20 protein-coding genes are annotated in these 19,305 nt (G+C 71.1%); 11 read left to right on the forward strand and 9 right to left on the reverse strand.

The annotated features are described in order from the left end of the window. Positions 1-71: 71 nt before the first annotated feature. Positions 72-578: an ArsI/CadI family heavy metal resistance metalloenzyme gene (locus tag ACIBH3_RS13620; protein WP_396312111.1), complete on the reverse strand. Its 507-nt coding sequence runs from the start codon at positions 576-578 to the stop codon at positions 72-74. An 88-nt stretch (positions 579-666) separates the two neighbouring features. On the opposite strand from ACIBH3_RS13620, the gene ACIBH3_RS13625 reads away from it, so the two are divergent. From ACIBH3_RS13625 to ACIBH3_RS13640, 4 genes are read left to right on the forward strand one after another with little or no spacing between them, the layout of a single operon-like run. Continuing rightward, positions 667-1,059, forward strand: coding sequence for an ArsR/SmtB family transcription factor (locus ACIBH3_RS13625; protein ID WP_396312112.1), 393 nt, complete (start codon positions 667-669; stop codon positions 1,057-1,059). Next, positions 1,056-1,802 (forward strand): aquaporin, encoded by a 747-nt coding sequence (locus tag ACIBH3_RS13630; RefSeq protein ID WP_396312113.1) that lies wholly within the window; start codon positions 1,056-1,058, stop codon positions 1,800-1,802. Before ACIBH3_RS13625 ends, ACIBH3_RS13630 begins: the two co-directional genes overlap by 4 nt. Positions 1,803-1,847: 45 nt before the next feature. Further along, the gene (locus tag ACIBH3_RS13635; protein WP_396312114.1) at positions 1,848-2,267 is read left to right on the forward strand and encodes an arsenate reductase ArsC; all 420 of its coding nucleotides are present in this window, start codon (positions 1,848-1,850) and stop codon (positions 2,265-2,267) included. After that, the gene (locus ACIBH3_RS13640) at positions 2,264-2,389 is read left to right on the forward strand and encodes a hypothetical protein (protein ID WP_396312115.1); all 126 of its coding nucleotides are present in this window, start codon (positions 2,264-2,266) and stop codon (positions 2,387-2,389) included. The genes ACIBH3_RS13635 and ACIBH3_RS13640 overlap by 4 nt, the downstream gene beginning before the upstream one ends. A 114-nt stretch (positions 2,390-2,503) precedes the next feature. Here ACIBH3_RS13640 and ACIBH3_RS13645 read toward each other — a convergent pair whose 3' ends face one another. Further along, positions 2,504-3,247 (reverse strand): class I SAM-dependent methyltransferase, encoded by a 744-nt coding sequence (locus ACIBH3_RS13645; protein ID WP_396312116.1) that lies wholly within the window; start codon positions 3,245-3,247, stop codon positions 2,504-2,506. Between the two features lie 263 nt (positions 3,248-3,510). Further along, the gene (locus ACIBH3_RS13650) at positions 3,511-4,167 is read right to left on the reverse strand and encodes a TetR/AcrR family transcriptional regulator (RefSeq protein ID WP_396312117.1); all 657 of its coding nucleotides are present in this window, start codon (positions 4,165-4,167) and stop codon (positions 3,511-3,513) included. 413 nt (positions 4,168-4,580) lie between these two features. Between ACIBH3_RS13650 and ACIBH3_RS13655 the strand changes: the two genes are divergently transcribed. After that, positions 4,581-5,198, forward strand: coding sequence for a dihydrofolate reductase family protein (locus ACIBH3_RS13655; protein ID WP_396312118.1), 618 nt, complete (start codon positions 4,581-4,583; stop codon positions 5,196-5,198). Between the two features lie 189 nt (positions 5,199-5,387). Here the strand turns inward: ACIBH3_RS13655 and ACIBH3_RS13660 are convergent, their stop codons facing one another. Beyond that, positions 5,388-6,272 carry a cyclase family protein gene (locus ACIBH3_RS13660; protein WP_396312119.1) on the reverse strand — a complete coding sequence of 295 codons (885 nt, stop codon included), beginning with the start codon at positions 6,270-6,272 and terminating at the stop codon, positions 5,388-5,390. 418 nt (positions 6,273-6,690) lie between these two features. Between ACIBH3_RS13660 and ACIBH3_RS13665 the strand changes: the two genes are divergently transcribed. The 5 genes from ACIBH3_RS13665 (at position 6,691) to ACIBH3_RS13685 (ending at position 14,096) form a co-directional block, all read left to right on the forward strand. Then, positions 6,691-9,519: a SpoIIE family protein phosphatase gene (locus tag ACIBH3_RS13665; RefSeq protein WP_396312340.1), complete on the forward strand. Its 2,829-nt coding sequence runs from the start codon at positions 6,691-6,693 to the stop codon at positions 9,517-9,519. Positions 9,520-9,699: 180 nt separating this feature from the next. Continuing rightward, the gene (locus ACIBH3_RS13670) at positions 9,700-11,238 is read left to right on the forward strand and encodes a sugar ABC transporter ATP-binding protein (protein WP_396312120.1); all 1,539 of its coding nucleotides are present in this window, start codon (positions 9,700-9,702) and stop codon (positions 11,236-11,238) included. A gap of 14 nt (positions 11,239-11,252) precedes the next feature. Next, on the forward strand, positions 11,253-12,329 hold the full coding sequence (locus tag ACIBH3_RS13675; protein ID WP_396312121.1) for an ABC transporter permease: 1,077 nt from the start codon (positions 11,253-11,255) through the stop codon (positions 12,327-12,329). A gap of 68 nt (positions 12,330-12,397) precedes the next feature. Beyond that, on the forward strand, positions 12,398-13,549 hold the full coding sequence (locus ACIBH3_RS13680) for a substrate-binding domain-containing protein (RefSeq protein WP_396312122.1): 1,152 nt from the start codon (positions 12,398-12,400) through the stop codon (positions 13,547-13,549). A 127-nt stretch (positions 13,550-13,676) separates the two neighbouring features. Then, a complete protein-coding gene (locus tag ACIBH3_RS13685) occupies positions 13,677-14,096 on the forward strand; it encodes a hypothetical protein (protein WP_396312123.1) in 420 nt (139 codons plus the stop codon). Between the two features lie 274 nt (positions 14,097-14,370). Here the strand turns inward: ACIBH3_RS13685 and ACIBH3_RS13690 are convergent, their stop codons facing one another. Continuing rightward, the gene (locus ACIBH3_RS13690; protein ID WP_396312124.1) at positions 14,371-15,093 is read right to left on the reverse strand and encodes an SDR family NAD(P)-dependent oxidoreductase; all 723 of its coding nucleotides are present in this window, start codon (positions 15,091-15,093) and stop codon (positions 14,371-14,373) included. Positions 15,094-15,162: 69 nt separating this feature from the next. On the opposite strand from ACIBH3_RS13690, the gene ACIBH3_RS13695 reads away from it, so the two are divergent. Continuing rightward, entirely contained in the window at positions 15,163-15,993 is an 831-nt protein-coding gene (locus ACIBH3_RS13695) for a LysR family transcriptional regulator (RefSeq protein WP_396312125.1), read from the forward strand. A 478-nt stretch (positions 15,994-16,471) separates the two neighbouring features. Here the strand turns inward: ACIBH3_RS13695 and ACIBH3_RS13700 are convergent, their stop codons facing one another. Genes ACIBH3_RS13700 through ACIBH3_RS13715 form a run of 4 tightly spaced genes read right to left on the reverse strand, consistent with a single transcriptional unit; the run spans position 16,472 to position 19,302 of the window. Beyond that, positions 16,472-16,852, reverse strand: coding sequence for a hypothetical protein (locus ACIBH3_RS13700; RefSeq protein ID WP_396312126.1), 381 nt, complete (start codon positions 16,850-16,852; stop codon positions 16,472-16,474). 46 nt (positions 16,853-16,898) lie between these two features. Beyond that, positions 16,899-17,339 carry a protease inhibitor I42 family protein gene (locus tag ACIBH3_RS13705; RefSeq protein ID WP_396312127.1) on the reverse strand — a complete coding sequence of 147 codons (441 nt, stop codon included), beginning with the start codon at positions 17,337-17,339 and terminating at the stop codon, positions 16,899-16,901. 8 nt (positions 17,340-17,347) lie between these two features. Beyond that, complete coding sequence (locus tag ACIBH3_RS13710) at positions 17,348-18,919, reverse strand: WXG100 family type VII secretion target (RefSeq protein ID WP_396312128.1); 1,572 nt, start codon at positions 18,917-18,919, stop codon at positions 17,348-17,350. A 50-nt stretch (positions 18,920-18,969) separates the two neighbouring features. Further along, a complete protein-coding gene (locus ACIBH3_RS13715; protein WP_396312129.1) occupies positions 18,970-19,302 on the reverse strand; it encodes a hypothetical protein in 333 nt (110 codons plus the stop codon). Between the last annotated feature and the right edge of the window lie 3 nt (positions 19,303-19,305).

Raw genomic sequence — 19,305 nt, forward strand, 5'->3', positions numbered from 1 at the left:
CCGTCGGGAGCTGCGGCCCTGGCGCACCGTCAGCTCGACCGCCACTCGGCCTCGTCGCGGTTCAGCCGGCGTCAGCTGCCGCACGCGCAGCCCGTGGCGGCCTTCGCCTCGGCCGGGCTCCGGGCCGGGTCGAGGGCCTGCTCGTCCGGGGTGCAGCAGGCGGTGGTTCCGCAGCAGGCGTCCGGTGCGCCGGACGCCTTGTCGAGGGTGTCGGCGTCGGCCTTGACGGCGTAGACCTCCCAGGGCTCCCGGCCGGGCCCGGTGACCCAGACCTTGTCCTGGAGTGCGTAGCAGCAGGAGGTGTCGTTCTCCTCGAAGGTGGCGAGGCCGGCCTCCCGGAGGCGGGTGGTCGCGGCGGTGACCAGCTCGGTGCTCTCGACCTCGACGCCGAGGTGGTCGAGGCGGGTGTCCTCGCCGGCCCGGCCCTCGATGAGGACGAGCTTGAGCGGGGGCTCGGTGATGGCGAAGTTCGCGTAGCCGGGGCGGCGCTTGGCCGGCTCGGTGCCGAAGAGCTTGGCGTAGAAGGCGACGGAGCCTTCGAGGTCGGCGACGCGCAGGGCGAGCTGAACACGGGACATGGCGGTCTCCCCGATCCGAGGTCTTGATTCGACAGATGTCGATACAGCGAGCTTGCCTCTCCGATTAGACGGATGTCAACATAGACGTATGTCGAAATCAGAACTGGTCGTCCTCGGGCAGGACGACACCGTGGTGTGCTGCTCACCGATGGTGCGCGAGCCGCTGGGCGAGGAGGCCGCCGTCGACCTGGCCCGGATGTTCAAGGCACTCTCCGACCCGGTCCGGCTGCGACTGCTGTCGCTGATCGCCTCGCACGAAGGCGGCGAGGCCTGTGTCTGCGACCTGACCGGCCCGTTCGACGTCTCCCAGCCGACCATCTCCCACCACCTCAAGGTGCTGCGCGAGGCCGGCCTCGTCGGCTCCGAGCGGCGTGGGACCTGGGTCTACTACTGGGTCCTGCCGGCAGCCCTGGCCAGGTTGTCCTCCCTCCTCGAAGCTCCCGCCGGTGCGGTTGCAGTGACTGCAGGGGACACCAGATGACCGAGATGGCGCCGCTGGGGCGCCGGGCCGCGGTCGAGTTCGCCGGGACCGCCGCGCTGGTCGCCGTCGTGGTCGGCTCCGGCATCCAGGCCACCCAGCTCTCCCAGGACGTCGGCGTGCAACTGCTCGCCAACTCCCTGGCCACGGTCTTCGGCCTCGGCGTGCTCATCACCCTGCTCGGCCCGGTCTCCGGCGCCCACTTCAACCCCGCCGTCACTCTCGCGGCCTGGTGGACCGGCCGGCGCGGCGGCGGCGAGGGGCCGAGCCTGCGCGAGGCCGCCGCCTACGTGCCCGCGCAGATCGCCGGCGCGATCGGCGGGGCGGTACTCGCGGACGCGATGTTCGCCGAACCCCTGGTGCGCTGGTCCTCGCACGACCGCTCCGCGCCTCATCTGTGGCTGGGCGAGGTCGTGGCGACCGCGGGCCTGATCCTGCTGATCTTCGGCCTGTCCCGAACCGGCCGCGCGCACTTCGCGCCGCTCGCGGTCGCCACCTACATCGGCGCGGCCTACTGGTTCACCTCCTCCACGAGCTTCGCCAACCCCGCCGTCACGATCGGCCGGGCGTTCACCGACACCTTCGCCGGCATCGCCCCCGCCTCCGTGCTCCCGTTCATCGCCGCCCAACTCCTCGGCGGCGCGATCGGCATCGCTCTGGTCGCCGTACTGTTCGGCCGTCCCGCACCCGCGGAGGACGTCATCGTCGCGCACGGCGAGCACCACCCCGCCGCTTCGGGCCGCTGACCCGGCGCCCCGCCCGTCCTCCCCCTCCCCCGAAGGAACCCGCTCGTGAGCGCTCCCACCGTCCCGTCCGTGCTGTTCGTCTGCGTCCACAACGCCGGCCGCTCCCAGATGGCCGCCGCCTTCCTCTCCCACCTCGGCCGAGGCCGGGTCGAGGTTCGCTCGGCCGGCTCCGCTCCGGCCGACACGGTCAACCCGGCCGTGGTCGAGGCGATGACGGAGGCCGGGATCGACATCTCGGCCGAGGTGCCCAAGGTGCTCACCGTCGAGGCGGTACAGGCCTCCGACGTGGTGATCACCATGGGCTGCGGCGACGCCTGCCCGTACTTCCCCGGCAAGCGGTACCTGGACTGGAAGCTGGACGACCCTGCCGGCCAGGGCGTCGCCGCGGTCCGCCCGATCCGCGACCAGATCGAGCAGCGCGTCCGCGCCCTGCTCACCGAACTCGGCATCGAGGCAGCCGCATGAGCCCCGCCGCGATGAGCGTCTCGGCGATGCTCCCCGGGCACGCCGGACAGCTACCGGCGATCCACCAGCCGGGCATCGACGGCGGCTACGCCACCTGGGCCGGTGGCGCGACGTCGTCCTGATCGGACACCGCCGACGGCATCGCCGTGGCCACCCGCCCCGCTCCAGCGGGTTTCGCGCCGGCCCGAGGTCTTCCGCAGGGCGGAACCGTACCCGAGGTCCGGCCGGCCGGCCGGTCAGGCACGGCAGCGCAGCATCTCCAGCGGCGGCTTCGTGAGGAGGTCCACCCAGAAGTCCTCGCCGAACTCACGGATGCCGGCTTCGGACACCTGCAGCGGAACCCACTTCAGCTCACTGAACCCGGTCGCCCGCAGACACTCCTCGTAGACCTCGCGGCGCGGGGCCGTGGTGACAATGCTGATCGGCTGCGGGTCGAGGAGAGCCGTGACCCGCACCCGCGGACCCGTCTCGATCGCCTCGCCGGTCGGCTCGCAGCGGAACCCGTACTTGTCCAGGGTCGGACAGTCGAACCGGTAGTCGGGCTTCTGGGCGAGCACGAAGAACTCTCCACCCGGCACCAGGCTCCGGTGGATGTTGCGGCACATCCGCTCCATCGCCGCGATGTTCTCGGCGTAGTTGAGGCACTGCACTCCCACCGCGATCTCGAAGCGCCGGTCGAGAGGCCGCAGCTCGGCCACGTCACCGGCCTCGTAGCGCGCACCCAGCGGGTCACGCTGCTCGATCTCCCGCGCGGCGGCGATCATCTCGACTGAGATGTCGACGCCGAACACATCCGCCGCGCCGCGCCGCCTGAACTCCCTGCTGTAGAAACCGGTGCCGCACGCCAGGTCGAGAACCGACCTGCCGCTCACATCCCCGACCATGTCCAGGAAGCTCGGCACCTCCCCGTAACGCATCAGCGGCAGGGACTTGAACCCCTCGAATGCCTCACCGATCTCGTCGTACTGCTGCACGCTCACGTGCCGCCCCCTCCTGCGCTTCGTCCTGTACGTGGCCCACGCCGACCCTCCGGACCCGGAGGCTCGCCGGGGTCGCGGTCGTGGCAGAGAGTCTCCTCCGCCCTGCCTTGCCGCCGTACTGGCAGAGAAGTCGGCGGGGCGAGCTCCCCCGCCCGAGCCGCCGTCCAGGGATTCGTCGAAGCGTCGGGGAGCTGCCCTTGTTGCGTCGCCGACCGAAGGAGCGCGTCGCACACGCCCTGGACGGCGCACCCGCCCGGTTCAGGTCACATGTTGACCGGGCCGAGGTGGGCGTCCAGCACCGCCCCGACGAGCCGGTCGAGTTGGTCGACACCAGGTGCCCCGTCCGGTGGCGGGGCATCGAGGGCGAGCTGCAGGCTGCCCCACGCCCACAGCTGGGCGACGCCGTGCAGGTTCGCCCAGAGGGCCGCGGCCGCCACGGCCGGTGGCGGCCCGGAGTCGCTCGGCACGAAGGGCCGACGCGCGACGGCCCGCTCCGTCCGGTACTGGGCGATGAGCCCGACGGTGAGCTCGAACAGGGGGAGTGTCGACTCCCGCAGCCGCGGCTGGTCCGATTCCTGCTTCTCACTGTCGAGCAGGTCGTGACGGAACATCAGCTCGAACATGCCGCGGTGCTCCAGCGCATAGCCGACGTACGCCCGCCCAATCGCGTGCAGTTGGCCACGCGGCGACATCATGCCGCCGGTCGCAGCCGCGAACCGGGCCCCGAGATCCTCGAAACCGCGGCGGGCGATCGCGGAGAGCAAGGCCTGATGGGTGGGGAAGTACCGGCGCGGAGCCCCGTGCGACACCCCCGCCTGACGGGCGATCTCGCGCAGCCCCAGCGAGGCGCTTCCGTCGGTCATCACGAGGTCCACTCCGACGTCGATCAGCCGTTCCCGTAGGGAGCTCTCAGGTTCCATGGGCACTGTCTATCAGATCTCCGTAGACACTGTCTACGCGACCTGCTGTATCGGGCCTGGTCGCGGCGTGGCGCGCGACTGACCGGCACCCACGGCCTCCGCCGGCCGGACCGCCGGACCCGGACGGCCCTCGCGACTCCCCCTTGAGCGCGGCACGGATGCGGATCGGGATCTCGGTCGGTGGCGGGTCCGAGAGTGTGGCCGGAGCCATTCGGCCTACTCACCCGAGCGTCGTCACCCGCTGCGGATGACCCTGGAATCCCCGAGAAGGACCCAGGGGGTCGGTTGCGTGTGGCCTGGACCCGTATCCGGCCGAAAGGAAGACTCATGATGTTCCGTCCGTCAGGACTGCGTGGCGAGGACGGCTCCGTCCGGCGAACGGTGTGACTCGGTTGAGTTGAGAGAGGCGCGCCATGAGGAAGATCACCGCAGACCTGTTCATCTCGCTCGACGGCGTCGTCGAGGCGCCCGATCAGTGGCACTTCCCGTACTTCAACGACGAGATGGGCGCCGCCGTGGTCGCCACCGTCGGTTCGAGTGACACCATCCTCCTCGGCCGCAGGACCTACGACAGCTTCGCCGGGGCCTGGCCCGAGCGGGAGGCGGCCGGCGGAGAGGACGCCGCCTTTGCGAAGACGCTCGGCGACGCCCGCAAGATCGTCGTGTCGAACCAGCAGCTCGAGTTCACCTGGCGCAACTCGGAACGACTCCAGGGCGACCTCATCGAGGCCGTCACCGCGTTGAAGAACGAACCCGGTGACGGGACCATCGCCATGAGCGGCTCGGTCTCCGTTGTCCGCCAGCTGCTGGTCGCAGGGCTGCTGGACGAGCTGCACCTGCTGGTACACCCGATCGCCGTCCGCAAGGGCATGCGCTTGTTCGACGAGGGTGAGCCCGCGATCCCACTCACGCTGATCTCGTCGCAGACCTTCACGACCGGCGTGCTGAACCTCGTCTACGCCCCGGCCGAGTCGGTCGGCAAGGCCGGCTACGAGGAAGCCAAGGCCCACCTGCCCCAGCCCGGACGGTAGGACCCGCACGAGGTCGGCAACTCCTGCAAGCCGCAGCCGCGCCTCTGGGACGGGCCGGCACCCGGTTGGAGCGGATCGCCTGGTACCGGACAGGACGCGCCCGGCGACCACCGGACGCGCACTGCCTCTCACCCGCCGTCGCGCCACGACGGGATGACCGGCGGATCACCGGGCGGCGGATCACCGGGCTCAGAAGACCGCAAGCGGATTGACCGGGCAACCGGTGGCCCGGGGGATGTTCAAGGGCGCTGCGACGAAGAGGAACTCCCACCGAGAGGTGCGCGCGCACGTCTCGGCCAGGGCCTCCAGGTCCATGTTGTCGATCAGCGGCAGCCCCATGGCGGTGACGGCCAGCACGTGGATCGGCGAGTGGACGCCGTTGACCGGGCTCGGACGCGCGTCGCTGTCGCCGTCACCGCCGAGCGCCGAGGCCTGCGACTCCTCCAGAACCCGCATCGCACTCGGGTGAAGTCCGGCACTGAGGTCGTCGGCGTCCCAGGCACCCAGCCGCCGCCGTCTCGCGAGGTGACCTGTGCGGACGAGGAGAATGTCCCCGGGCCCGAGCGGGCTGCCCTGTTCGTCGGCGCAGGCGAGCAGTTCCGGGCCGCCGACCGCCTCTCCCGGCTCCAGCCAGTCACGGCCGCGCAGACGTGCCACGTCCAGCAGGACGCCTCGTCCCACCAGCCCGGGCAGCAGGTCGGTCACCGCGCCGTAGGAGGCACCTTGCGACGAGAGGACCTCCCGTGCCCGCACTCCCGCGAAGAGCAGTCCGCGGTACGCGACGTGGCAGAGCGCGTCCAGGTGGGTCTGCGACTTGCCGTGGTAGTCGGAGGCGATGAAGTCCTTGTGCACGGTCGGCTCCGGGGCCGTGACGTCCGCCAGTTCGGTCATCTGGTGCAGCGCCGGCCTGCGGTTGTCGGGCCCCGGAACGCTGTCCCACGGCCGGCCCATCGCGACGACCTCACCGCTGCGCACCAGTCCCGCCGCTGTCGCGCGTTGCGACCTCCGGACCGGGCCGGGGAGACGGTCGCGGCACAGCTGCCGGAAGAGTGCGTCGAACTCGTCGCGGGCCATCGCCGGTCCACCCGCGGGCGACGTGCGGTGTCCGGCAGGCCGCTCGGGTGGGAAGGCAGAACCACTCATGGCGCTCCTCGACCGCTTTCCCGCCCCCGCTTCCCCCCGCACAGCCGATGATGCGGTGGGGTTCGGGTTGCCGCCACCGCAGCGGGTTGACGGGCCTGGGCAGCCCCGCCGACGCGCATGTCGGCGCTCCGGGCGGGCGGGCCCGGACGTCGGCCCGGACGCCTGCCCCGACGTCTGCCCGGCAGAACAGACTGCCGCCGCTGCTCGGGCGCGACACCGGGTGACCGGTGCGACGCCCGAGCCGGATGGTAAGCACCGTAGTGTGGACAAAGTCCTAATATTGCCCCAAAGGGTGCAACTCCTCGAGGTGTGTGCTGTGGCGATCCTGACAGGTTCCGGCGGGGAGAGCATGGGCCCCGTACGGGCTCGTGAGCGGTTCCTCGGCGGCGGATCGGCCGAGGGAGGGGCGAGAAGTGCGATCTTGAGCTCGTGGAAGCGCTCTCGGTCGCTGGGGCTGTCACCGGACCGGATCGATCTTCCGTACCGGCAGGATCTGGATCTGGACGGCCGCCTCGTCCGTGCGGCCAGACCCGTGCTGGACCGGCTGGAAGCCAGGTTCGCGGGCAGTCGGATGAACGTGGCCCTCACCGACGGGACGGGAGCGGTGCTCCAGCGCCGTTTCGGCGAAGCGTCCATGGTGGGGCAACTCCCAGCGATCCAGACCGTCCCGGGCTTCGTGTTCGCCGAGCAGTTCGGGGGGACCAACGGCATCGGTCTCGCGCTCGCGGACAGACAGCTCTGCCACGTCTACGGAGCCGAACACTTCGCCGAGCGCTCCCAATCGAACGCCTGCGCGGCGATTCCCGTGCGCGACCCGCTCAGCGGACGTATCGAGGGCGTCCTCTGCTTCGGCTTCCCGCGCACCGAAGCGGACCCGGCGCTGGACACCGTGATCTGCAGGGCGGCCGCTGCCATCGAACGCCGGCTGCTGGATCAGAGCTCGGCGCGAGAGCGTTCCCTGCTCCAGGCGTACCTCGATTCCGGACTGCACGCGCAGAGCGGGGAGGCGGCCGGGAACGGGCGCGTGATCGGGGTGGGCGAGGTGGCCCAGAGCGGACTGGACCGGCGTGATCACATGATCCTCGCGGAGCAGGCCATCGCGCTGATCTCCTCCGCTCAGCGGGCCGCCATCGAGGTGACCCTCTCGCGCGGCCGGCGCGTCACCCTCCTGAGTCGTCCGGTGACGAGCCCGTCCGGGGTTGAGGGTGTCGCCATCGAGGCGGTCCTCCACGGCGACTCGCCGCAGCGGCTCGCCGCCCCCGTGCCCGTCGGCGACCCGCTCAGCCTCTCGGTGCACTCGGCGACCCCCGCCGCCCCGCCGCCCCGCCGCCTGCCCGGCGCCGTCGCCGGTCCGCTGCTCACGACGGTCGGCCCGTCCGGCACCACCGGTGACACCGCGGGCGGCACGGCCACCGGGCTCCTGCTCGTGGGCGAGCCCGGAGTGGGGAAGTACGCCGTCGCGGCCCGCCGCCGCCTGGAGTTGCTGTCCGAGGCCAGCACCCGTATCGGCACCACCTTGGACGTGAGCCGCACGGCCCACGAACTCGCCGAGATGGCCGTCCCGCGCTTCGCCGACTACGTCACCATCGACCTGCCGGAGGCCGTCCTGCGCGGCGAGGAGTCCGCCGACCCCCGCAGTGACCTGTACCGCGCGGTGGTCCACGGCATCCACGACGACCGCCCCTTCTACCCGGTCGGCGAACGGGTCCACCTCCGCCCCAGCACTCCCCATCTCCGCTGCCTGGCCAGCGGAGAAGCGGTGCTGGAACCTGACCTGAGAGCGGCCGCGGGCTGGCGTTCCCAGGAGGCCGACCACACCGAGCGTCTCCTCGCGCACAACGTCCACTCGCTCATCACCGTCCCCCTGCTCGCCCGCGGCGTCGTGCTGGGCATCGCCGGCTTCTACCGCTCGCGGGACTCCGCCTCCTTCGGGGACGACGACCGGTCACTGGCCCAGGAGCTGGCCACCCGCGCCGCCATCTGCATCGACAACGCCCGCCGGTACACCCGCGAACACACCATGGTCCTGGCGCTGCAGCGCAGCCTGCTCCCGCGCGGGCTGCCCGAGCAGAACGCCGTCGAGATCGCCCACCGCTATCTGCCCGCCGAGTCCGGAGTCGGCGGAGACTGGTTCGACGTCATCCCCCTCTCCGGTGCCCGCGTCGCCCTGGTCGTCGGCGATGTCGTCGGCCACGGACTGCACGCCGCCGCCACCATGGGCCGCCTGCGCACCGCCGTGCACAACTTCTCCGACCTGGACCTCGCGCCCGACGAACTCCTCACCCATCTGGACAATCTGGTGGCGCGCCTCGATCGGGAGGAGAGCAGCGAGGAGCCCGCCGGAACCGGCATCATCGGCGCCACCTGCCTGTACGCCATCTACGACCCGACCTCGCAGCGCTGCACCGTGTCCCGCGCCGGCCACCCACCACCCGCGGTCGTCCTCCCCGACGGCACCGTGACGTTCCCCGACCTACCCGCCGGGCCCCCGCTCGGCCTCGGCGGCCTCCCCTTCGAAACCGCCGAGCTCCACCTCCCCGAAGGCAGCCGGCTGGTTCTCTACTCCGACGGACTCATCGAAGACCGCCACCGCGACATCGACACCGCCCTCGATCAGCTGCGCCGCACCCTGGCGCACCCTGACCGCTCGCCCGAGGAGACCTGCCGCGCGGTTCTGGACGCCGTGGCACCCGACAAGCCCGCCGACGACGTCACCCTGCTCGTCGCCCGTACCCGTGCGCTTCCCCCGCACCGGATCGCCACCTGGGACCTGTCCGCCGACCCGGCCCGCGTCTGCGACATGCGCGCCGCCGCCTCCCGCAAGCTGAGCGACTGGGGGTTGGACGGGCTCGCGTTCGCCACCGAACTGCTGCTCAGCGAACTGGTCACCAACGCCATCCGCTACGGCTCCGAGCCCATCCAGGTGCGGCTGATCCTCGATCGCACCCTCATCTGCGAGGTCTCCGACGCCAGCAGCACCGCCCCGCACCTGCGCCGCGCGGCCACCACCGACGAGGGCGGCCGCGGCCTGTTCCTCGTCGCACAGCTCACCCAGGCATGGGGCACCCGGTACACCGCCCGTGGCAAGGTCATCTGGGCCGAGTGCGCCCTGGAGACACCTGAAGCCGTCCCCGGCATATCCGGGATCGATCTGGAGGACATCGCCGCCATCGAATAGCCCGCCTTCGAGGATCAGAGGAACAAAGCGGTCATCGCGTGTCGGAAATGCGGTGGCCAGGCCCGGATGGTAGGAACGGTGCACCGCAAGAAGGCGCACGGCGCAGAAGCCGCGCCAGGCGTTCAGCAGCGTTCCCGGCGCAATGGGGAAGGACTCGGAGGCCGAGCCCTGGAGAGGTCCATGCACGACGCTCCCAGCACGTCAGTGAGCCGACACGCGCGCCGCGGCCCACTCGTCCGCATCCGTGGTCTCAGCAAGCGGTTCGGCGGCACTCTCGCCCTGGCGGGGGTCGATCTCGACATCCACCGCGGCAGCATCCTGGCCCTGCTCGGTCCGAACGGCGCCGGGAAGTCGACCCTCATCAAGACACTCGCCGGGGTCCACCACGCGGACGAGGGTGAGGTGACGGTGGCCGGGCACCCGCTCGGCACCGACGCCGCCTCCCGGAGCATGTCCTTCATCCACCAGGACCTCGGTCTCGTCGAGTGGATGACGGTCGCCGAGAACATCGCCCTGGTGACCGGCTACCCGCGCCGTCGCGGGCTGATCTCCTGGCGGCAGACCCGGGAGCGCTGCACGGAGGCGCTCAGGATCGTCGCCGGACACCTTGACGCCGACGCGCCGATCGCCGATCTCTCCCCCGCCGAACGCTCGCTGGTCGCCATCGCCCGCGCCCTGGCGACGCGGGCCGAGCTGATCGTCCTGGACGAGCCGACCGCCAGCCTCCCCGCCGCTGACTGCGCCCGGCTGTTCGACGTGCTGCACACGCTGCGCGACCGGGGGCACGGCATCGTCTACGTCACCCACCGGCTCGACGAGGTCTACAAGGTCGCCGACACCTTCGCCGTCCTGCGTGACGGCCGCCTCACCAGCTCCGGGCCGCTCTCCGGCCACACTCCCGGGCGCCTGGTGCACGACATCGTGGGCCGGGAACAGACCGGCTACCGGCGCGCCGCCGCCACCGCCGGCCCGGTCGTGCTGAGCCTCGACGGCGTTCGCACCGAGAACAGCGGACCGGTGAGCCTGGAACTGCACGCCGGCGAGATCCTGGGCATGGTGGGCCTCACCGGCGCCGGCCACCTCGACCTGGGCCGCGCTCTCGCCGGCACCCGCCCGATCCTCGCCGGGCGGGCCCTGCTCGACGGCCGTCCCTACAACCCGCACACGGTCACCGCGGCCGTCGCCCTGGGCGTCGGCTTCGTCACCGGAAATCGCCAGCAGGAAGGCTGTGCAGCGGAACTGACGGTACGTGAGAACTTCCTGGCCAACCCCCGCGCGGCCGGCGTACCGGCGCTGCACCGGATCAGCCCTCGCCGCGAGCGCGCCGAGGCCACCGCCCTGATCGAGCGGTTCTCCGTGCACCCCCGCGACAGCGAGGCGCCGATCGCCACCCTGTCCGGCGGGAACCAACAGAAGGTCGTGGTCGGGCGGTGGCTGGGGGTGCGGCGGCGGCTGCTGATCCTCGAGGAGCCGACCGCGAGCGTGGATGTCGGCGCCACCGCCGAGATCTACCGCCTGCTCGACGAGGCGCTGGCTGCCGGCCTGGCGGCACTGCTGATCTCCTCCGACCTCGAGGAGGTCGCCGCCGTGTGCCACCGCGCCCTGGTGTTCGTCCGCGGGACCGTGGCAGCCGCGCTGACCGGCGAGGCCCTCACCGTCACCGAACTCACCCGCGCCGCGTCGGCGCTGCCTGCCGTCACCGGCAGTGACACCAACTGAGGTGCGACGGACCGATGACCCCATCCCCTTCCCGCCGGTCCTTGCCGGACCGCCCGCACGGGCACCTCATCGGCGCCTACGGCCTGCCGGCCCTCGCCGCCCTGCTGTTCCTGATCTTCTCCCTCGCTCTGCCGAACACCTTTCCCACCCTGGACAACGTCTCCTCGATCCTCTCCAACCAGTCGATCCCCGCGATCCTCGCGCTCGGCGCGACCATTCCCATCGTCACCGGCAAGTTCGACCTGTCCATCGGCTTCGGCCTCGGTCTCGCGCACGTCATGGTGCTGCAACTCATCGTCGAGGGGGGCTGGCCCTGGCCCCTCGCCTGCCTCGTGGTGATCCTCGGAGGAACGGCCTTCGGGACTCTCAACGGTGTCATCGTCGAGTTCGGGCGGATCGACTCCTTCATCGCCACGCTCGGCACCGGCAGCATCCTGTACGCCTTCACGGGCTGGATCACCGGCGGCGCTCGGATCGTCCCCGGAGCGGGCGGCCTGCCGGCTGCCTTCACCGACATCTACGACTCCAAGTTCCTCGGCCTGCCGGTCTCCACGTACTACGTGCTCGCCCTCGCCGCCGCCCTGTGGCTGCTGCTGGAGCGGCTGCCGCTCGGCCGGTACATGTACGTCATCGGCTCCAACACCCGCGCCGCCGAACTCGTCGGCATCCCCACCCGCCGCTACAGCATCTACGCCTTCGCCGGTTCGGGTCTGGTCGTCGGCTTCGCGGGCGTCCTGCTCGCCGCGCAACAGCAGATCGGCAACCCGAGCGTCGGCATCGACTACCTGCTGCCGGCCTTCGTCGGCGCGCTGCTCGGCTCCACAGCGATCAAACCCGGCCGGCCGAACGCTCTGGGAACCCTCGTCGCGGTGGCCGTCCTCGCCATCGGCCTTGCCGGTATCGGCCAGCTCGGCGCCGACTTCTGGGTCATCCCGCTGTTCAACGGTGCGGCCCTGCTCATCGCCGTCGGCCTGGCCGGCTACTCCGCGCGCCGCCGCCAGCGCGTCGGCGCCACCCAACCCCGCCGTTCACCCGCCGAGCCGTCGGCTGTGCCGCCGACGGACGGCCCTCCTCCCGAGGGCACGCCATGAGCCGCCCGGCGGCCCTCCCCGACCTCCGGTGGTCTTCCCCCGCTGCCGTCCCCGCCGCAAGGAGCACCGTGTACGCGAACCGCAGCACCGCCCTCCGAGTCGCGGCTCTGCTGGCAGCAGCAGCCGGCGTCCTCGCCGGCTGCGAGCGCGGTGTGTCGACCGGTAGCGGGCCCTCCGTCGGCGGGCCTTCGACCGCCGGTTGCCCGGCCGCTCTCGCCGCGGCCAAGACAGACGTTCAGCAGGCGGAGAAGGCCGACATGGCCTGGAACGGCCCCACCAGCGGCCCCACGGCGGTTTCCGGAAAGACCATCGTCTACGTCGCCCAGACCATGACCAACCCCGGCGTGGCGGGCGTCGCGGAGGGAGTCCTCGAAGCCGCGAGGACCATCGGGTGGAGCGTCCGGGTGATCGACGGACAGGGCACGCCCGTCGGCATCCAGGCGGCGTTCAACCAGGCGCTCGACCTCAGACCCTCGGGCATCGTCATCGGCGGCTTCGACCCCGATCTGACGTCGCAGCAGACGGCGCGTGCCAATGCGGCGCACATCCCGCTCGTCGGCTGGCACGCGGTCGCCGCCCCGGGCCCGAGCGAGAACCCCTTGCTCTTCAGCAACATCACCACCAACGTCGGGGACGTCGCGAAGATCAGCGCGGACTGGATCATCGCGGAGTCCAACGGCAACGCCGGAGTCGTCGCCTTCACCGATGATTCGATCCCGTTCGCCAGGAACAAGTCCGAACTGATCAAGAATGAACTCGCCACCTGCCCCAGCGTGAACCTCCTGGCCTCCGAGAACATCCCGATCCCGGACGCCAGCACCCGCACCCCTCAGGAGGTCTCCTCCCTCCTCGCCCGCTTCCAGGGTCAGTGGACGTACTCCGTCGCCATCAACGACCTGTACTTCGCCGATGCCGCACCGGCCCTGCGCGCGGCCGGCAAGCCGGGCAGTGGCCCCCCGTTCAACATCGGCGCGGGCGACGGCGACCCCTCGGCCTTCCAGCGCATCAACAGCGCGCAGTTCCAGGCCGCCACCGTGCCCGAGCCGCTCTCCGAACAGGGCTGGCAGATCGTCGACGAGTTCAACCGCGCCTTCTCCGGCACCTCCGCCAGCGGATACGTCGCACCGGTCCACATCGCCACCGCTGACAACAGCGGCGGGGCCACCTCCTGGGATCCGCCGGGCTACCGCGAGGCATACCGGAAGATCTGGGGCAAGTAGACGCGATTGTCGGAATGCAGAGAATCGAGCGTGGGAAGCCATCCCGACTGCGGGACAACCCACCTGAGCAGGGGGCAGACGAATTGCGTTCGCCAGCAGCCGGCGCCGAATCGTTAGGCTGCGCGCTGTGACCGAGAATCTTGAGCTGCGTACGTTTCAGGTGGGCGGGATCCACGCCGAGTTGCGCGAGCTGCACATGTCGGACGACCTCGAAGGGATGATCGAGGGCACGCCGTACCTGCATCGTCGGTTCAGGATTATGCAGTTGGAGAAGCAGCTCGCAGGTCCGCAGGGTATGTATGTCCACGACCTGGACCGCATCCGGGCCGACGCCGCCGCGCGGGTGGACACCTGGCTGCCACGGGCCAGGGTGCATGCCAGGCTGAGCGCGCCCTGGCGCCCCGACGGCATGACCGAACCCGGCCACAGCGAGCTGTCCGTGGTGTGGTTCCAACAGGCCGGCGAGGACCCCTTCGGCCGGTTGGCCGAGATCGTGCGACCGTTGGACTGGACTGCACTGGCCCGGTTCGAAGCAGCTTCTGACTAGCGGGAGAACAGCCCCAGCCGTGCGTCCTGGTCCGCCGGTCGGCAGCCGGCTGGCCGCTGACCAGGGCCTACTTCGACGCCGGTCGGCGGCTGTGGCCGGCAGCTCGGGAACGGCCGCGGGGCCCCTCGCGTGCAGGACCCACTCGGCCGCGGGTTTGGTGCCGCCAGTCGCCGACAAGCAGCAGGACCGCCGAGTGTATGGGCACTGCGGCCGGCCCGAGCCCCACAGCGCACCGAGCGCCGCGCCCTCCACCCGGCAGGTCCGGTCGCGGCGGCTACCAGGGCACCACCTGGCCCCGGTGGTCGACGAAGTGGAGACCGGGCTTCCCACGGTGGCGCTCAATCGTCTCCGCCACCCCGGGGATGCTCTCCTCCACGCTGAGATCGGCGTCAGGCCCGCCGAGTTCGGTGCGCACCCAGCCCGGGTCCATGAGCAGCAACGTCCGCGTGTCCTGTGCGTTGCGCGCTGCGTAACTGCGCATCAGCTGGTTCAGCGCGGACTTGCTGGCCCGGTACAGATCCTGCCCGCCGTCGGTGTTCAGGGTGATGCTGCCCTGGTCGGAGGACATGACGCCGATGGTCCCGGTCGGCGCGACCAGCGGGCGGAGGCTCTCCACGACACGCATCGGGCTGAGCGCGTTGGTGATCATGACCTCTGTGAACATCCGCGTCGGCACCTCGCCGATCGGAATGTCGCCGCGCGTGATGGCGGCGTTGACGAAGAGCAGATCGAGGGTGCGCCCCGCCACCCGGTCGCGCAGCGCCGAGATCTGCTCCGGCTCGGTCATCTCCAGCGACTCGACGGTCAGCCGCCCTTCGGCTGCGTCGAGCAGGTCGTGCAGGCCGGTGCGCCGGCTGCCGCGGACCGTGCCGATGACGTCCCAGCCGCGGCGGAGGTACTCAGCGGCGAGCCCGAGGCCCAGGGTCCGGGAGGCGCCGACGACGAGGGCGGTCTTTCGGGAGCCGGAGCCGCCCGTCGGAGTAGTTGTGGCGATCATAAGCCAAGTCTCCGAGCGGTCCTCGCCGGGTGTCCAATACCCTTCCGAGCGCATTGATACGGTGCGGACATGGATCTGGATCTGCGCAGGCTCCGCTACTTCGTCGCGGTGGCCGAACACCGGCACTTCGGCCGCGCGGCGCAGGCGCTCTTCATCGCACAGCCGGTCCTGAGCCGGCAGATCCGCGCGTTCGAGCAGGAGCTGGGATGCCGGCTGCTCACCCGGACCACGCGCAGCGTCGAACTGACCCCCGCCGGACGGCAGCTGTACGACGAGGCGCGCAGGATCACCACAGTGGTGGACACGGCCCTGCGACGCGTGCACGAGGCCGAGCGGGGCGAGCGGCGGCTCGTCATCGCCTTCTCACCCGGCCTGCACGTGTCGCACGCGATCCGGGCGTTCGCGGCGAGCCACCCGGAGGTCGGGGTCGACGTCCTCCCGCTGCGCTGGTGGGAACAGGATGCGCCGCTGCGCGACGGCCGCGCGCACCTCGGATTCCTGCGGCGGCCCTTCGACGACTCGGGGCTGCGCACCATCCCCATCGGTCACGAGCGCAAGGTCGCGTGCCTGCCCGTGACGCATCCGCTGGCCAGCCGTGACTCGCTCACCTCCGCCGACCTCGACGGCGAGCCGATCCTCGACGCCAGGACGCGGCGGACGTCCTCCTTGGAGGAGAAGTTCGAGCTCATCGCCTCCGGGCAGGGCATCGCGTTGGTCCCCCTGAGCGTCGCGGGCTCGTACTCCCGCCCCGACCTCGTCCACGTGACCGTCTCCGACGCCCCGCCCGTCGAGACCTGCCTCGCGGTACCGGTGAACGGCTGCGCGGGCCCCGTACCCGACTTCCTGGACATCGCCACCGTGACCCTGCGCCGGTACTCCGGCGATCCGTCCCACGGGTAGCGCCAGTACTCGAAGCCCTCCCAGGAGGCCGGTGGGCCTCGTCGCAGACGAGGACGCGGAAGGAGGCGGGCGAGAGCGTCGCGCTTTCGGCCGGAGGTCCAGCAGCCCCCGCAGAGGACTGAACGACGCAGCACTCGGCGACTGGACGGAAGCAGCGTGCCGCACGGCCATCGGCGGAGGCCAAACCCAAGCGGACCTGGCTGTGCGCTCCTTGAACTTCGCGCGTCCGCCGATAGGCCACGCGACGCTCCTCACACGGCTGCCGTCCGGCGGCACACACCGCACCACCGGACCGGGACTGTCGCTCCACGCCTCCCCCACCCTGCAGTCTCCAGTCACTGGAGAGTCAAGGCCATTCCCCGGCTGGGCCCCGACCGGACCTTCCTCCGCGGCCATCCGCGCCGGGGGCGGCGGCCGCCCGACAGTGGGCCTGAGCTTGTGCGCACCACGGGTTCAGCGCGCCGCCGCCTGCGCGGCCTCAGTCCACGCTACGGCGCAGCGCGAGGATCGCGGCGACGGCCTCCAGCCAGCGCGCCAGCGTCTCGTCCCCGTCGACGTTCTGCACCACGGCTGCGGCGGTGGCCAGCCATTCCCGGGCCAGCCCGGCCGGGGCGGCACCGGGCAGCGGCTCGGGCAGGTCGGCCGCGTAGCGGGTGCCGCCGCTGCGCACCACCTCGGCGAGGAAGCCGAGCGAGCGGGGGATGACGCCGAGCCGGTCGGCGGCCAGTCCGGCGGCGACCGCGCCTTCGCCGAAGAGCACCGCCCGGTGGGCGCCGCCCATCGCGATGCCGTAGCGGATCAGGGTGGGGACGTCGAGCGCGGACAGCTCGCCGTCGGTGCACTGCTGGTAGGTGTTCACGGTGCCTCGTTCTCCGGGGTTGCAGGGAATTGGACCGGGCCGGGTGTCATCGGACCGTGAGCGAGTAGGTGAACCACTCCACGCTCTTCTCCTTCCCCGCGGCGATGCTCGCGCCGTTGCAGGTGTTCGGAGGGCATTTCCGCAGGACGATCCAGGTCTGCCCCGGGCCTTGTGCCCGGAATGTGAAGTAGCCGGACCCTCCGGCCCCGACCATGTCCTCGCTTCCCGGGTCAGCCAGGTACGACTTCTTCGTCAGGCGCACGACAGCCGTATCCGGCTGGGGGTCCCCCACCGTCCACCAGTAGCCCGTCGAGGGATTCTCGGCCACCCGGATCGAGAACGGCTTCCCCTTGCCCACCTCGATGGAGGTCTGGTCGGCGGCGAAGACCTTGCCCTTCTCGGACTGCTCCGGCTGACCGCCGCAGGCGGCCACGAGCACGACAAGGGCGGCCGCCACCGCGGCCCGGCCGAGCGTATGAACTCCCATCTGCTGCCTCACTCCGGGAGCTGGACGGCGGAGACGTTCGGCAACCGGTTGTCGGAGGCCTTGTCCATCCGACCGTTGACGAAGTCGTCCTCGCTGACCCAGGTGGTGGTGCCCCAGGGGTTGTAGATCTGCAGCATGCCGCCCTCCTGTCCAATGATCATCATCTGATGTGAGGTGGGCTTGCCCTTCTCATCGTGTCCGTCGACGACCACGGGCACCGGCTTGCCCTCGGCCACGGCCTTGTCGATGCCCGGCAGGACCGCCCTCTTGTCGTCCGCCTTGCCCAGGTTCCGGTAGTCGTACTTCGCACCCGTGTGGGCGCTGATCTCCTTCGCGGCGACCGCCTTCTGGCCATCCACCCCCATGCCGTACCAGTTGTCCCCGCCCTTGCCATCGGTGTGGACACGGTGCTGCTCGTCCAGCAGACGGCGCCGGAACGCCTCCGGATCGTCGTCGCTGCCCGATGCACCACCGGTCAGTTCCAGGGCGTAGACCGGGTCCACGATCGCCCGCGCGACGACGGTGGAGGTCGCCACACAGGTGCCGTCGGTCTGCGACCAGGCCGCGGGGCCGAACCAGACGCCGTCCGTGTTCTTGTTCGAGCCGTTGTCGTTGCTGCCGCCGCTGGAGTTGTCGTCGTCCTCGGTGCGGACCGGGGTCAGGTGCTCGCGCAGCCACTGCGGGTCCTTGCCGTGGATCTTGCCCTGGAACGCCCGGATCTGGTCCATGTCGTGCCCGGCCGCCAGCGCCTTCATCAGGTACGCCCGCTCCTGCGGCGACTTGGAGTCGGCCAGCAGCTTCTCGAACTCCGCACGGTCCTTCTCGTTCATCTTCTCCAGGAACTCGCCCGACCTCTTCAGGTCGTTGGCCGACAGCAGCTCGTTGAGCTCCGTCGGCCCGTCCGGGCCGGACGCGTCCGCCAGCACCAGCTTGTCCGCGTCCGAGAGTTCGTGCGTGCTGATCTTGCCCGCACGGGCCTCGGATGCAAGCTTGTTCAGGTCCCGCGCCGCCGCGCGGGCCGCGTCGTCCGCCTCCTCCGCCGCCTGGAGCAGGGATTTCACGCCGATGTTGGCGTGCCCCTGCGCCTCCTTGCGCTGCGCCTCCTCGGCGTCCTTCTCCACCAGGTCGTCGAACCAGCCGTCCTTGTCGCCCAGGATCTTCAGGGCGTGTTCGAGCGCCGGACGACCGGAACGGTCCAACTGCTGGGCCGACTGCAGTGCGTCGGCGAGTACCAGCAGCGCGCGACCGCCCTGGTGGAGGGCGGTGGTCAGCTGGTCCACCGCGCGGGCCGCCGCGCCCACCACCTCGCTCGCCTTCGCCCCGGTCGAGCCGGTCCAGACGTCCGGCAGCCCCTGCTGGGCGACCTGGGTGACGCGGCCGTGCACGTCCTCCGAGTTCGCGGCCTCCCGGATGTAGCGCTGTCCGGCCGCCTCTATCGTGGCGGGCTCCCCGACCGGGGCCTGCACCGCCAGGGCCTTCCTGATCTCGGAGATCAACTCGTTCTTGCTGCCCGCCCCGCCTATGGTGCGCACCCGCTCCGCGAGTTCACTGCGCCGCTGGGTGGTCGACCCGCCCGCCATACGTCCTGCTCCCCGTCGATGTCCGGTGTCGTGGCCCGTCGTGGTCCGGCTCAGCCGAACGGGCGGTGCTCGCCGGCGGCCGCGGCCGACAGGTCGGCCACCACCCCTTGGTCCGCGGACTGGTAACCCGCTGTCGAGGTACGGACCTTGCCGGCGAGTTCGCTCAGCGCGCCCTGCAGCGTGCTGGTCTCGGACTGCCACGCGGCGGCGAACCCGGTGTACGCGGCTCCGGAGTCACCACCACCGAACACGTCCACGGCGTAGCAGACCGGGTCAGCCACCGCCGCCCTGATCCCGCCGACCCCCTCCGCCGCCCTGTCCAGCGCCTTCGCCTGCTCCTGCGCACCCACGCTCTGGACCATGTACCCGGTACCACCAGGCATTGC

Source organism: Kitasatospora sp. NPDC050543 (assembly GCF_044457565.1).
In the GTDB taxonomy this organism is placed as follows: Bacteria; Actinomycetota; Actinomycetes; order Streptomycetales; family Streptomycetaceae; genus Kitasatospora.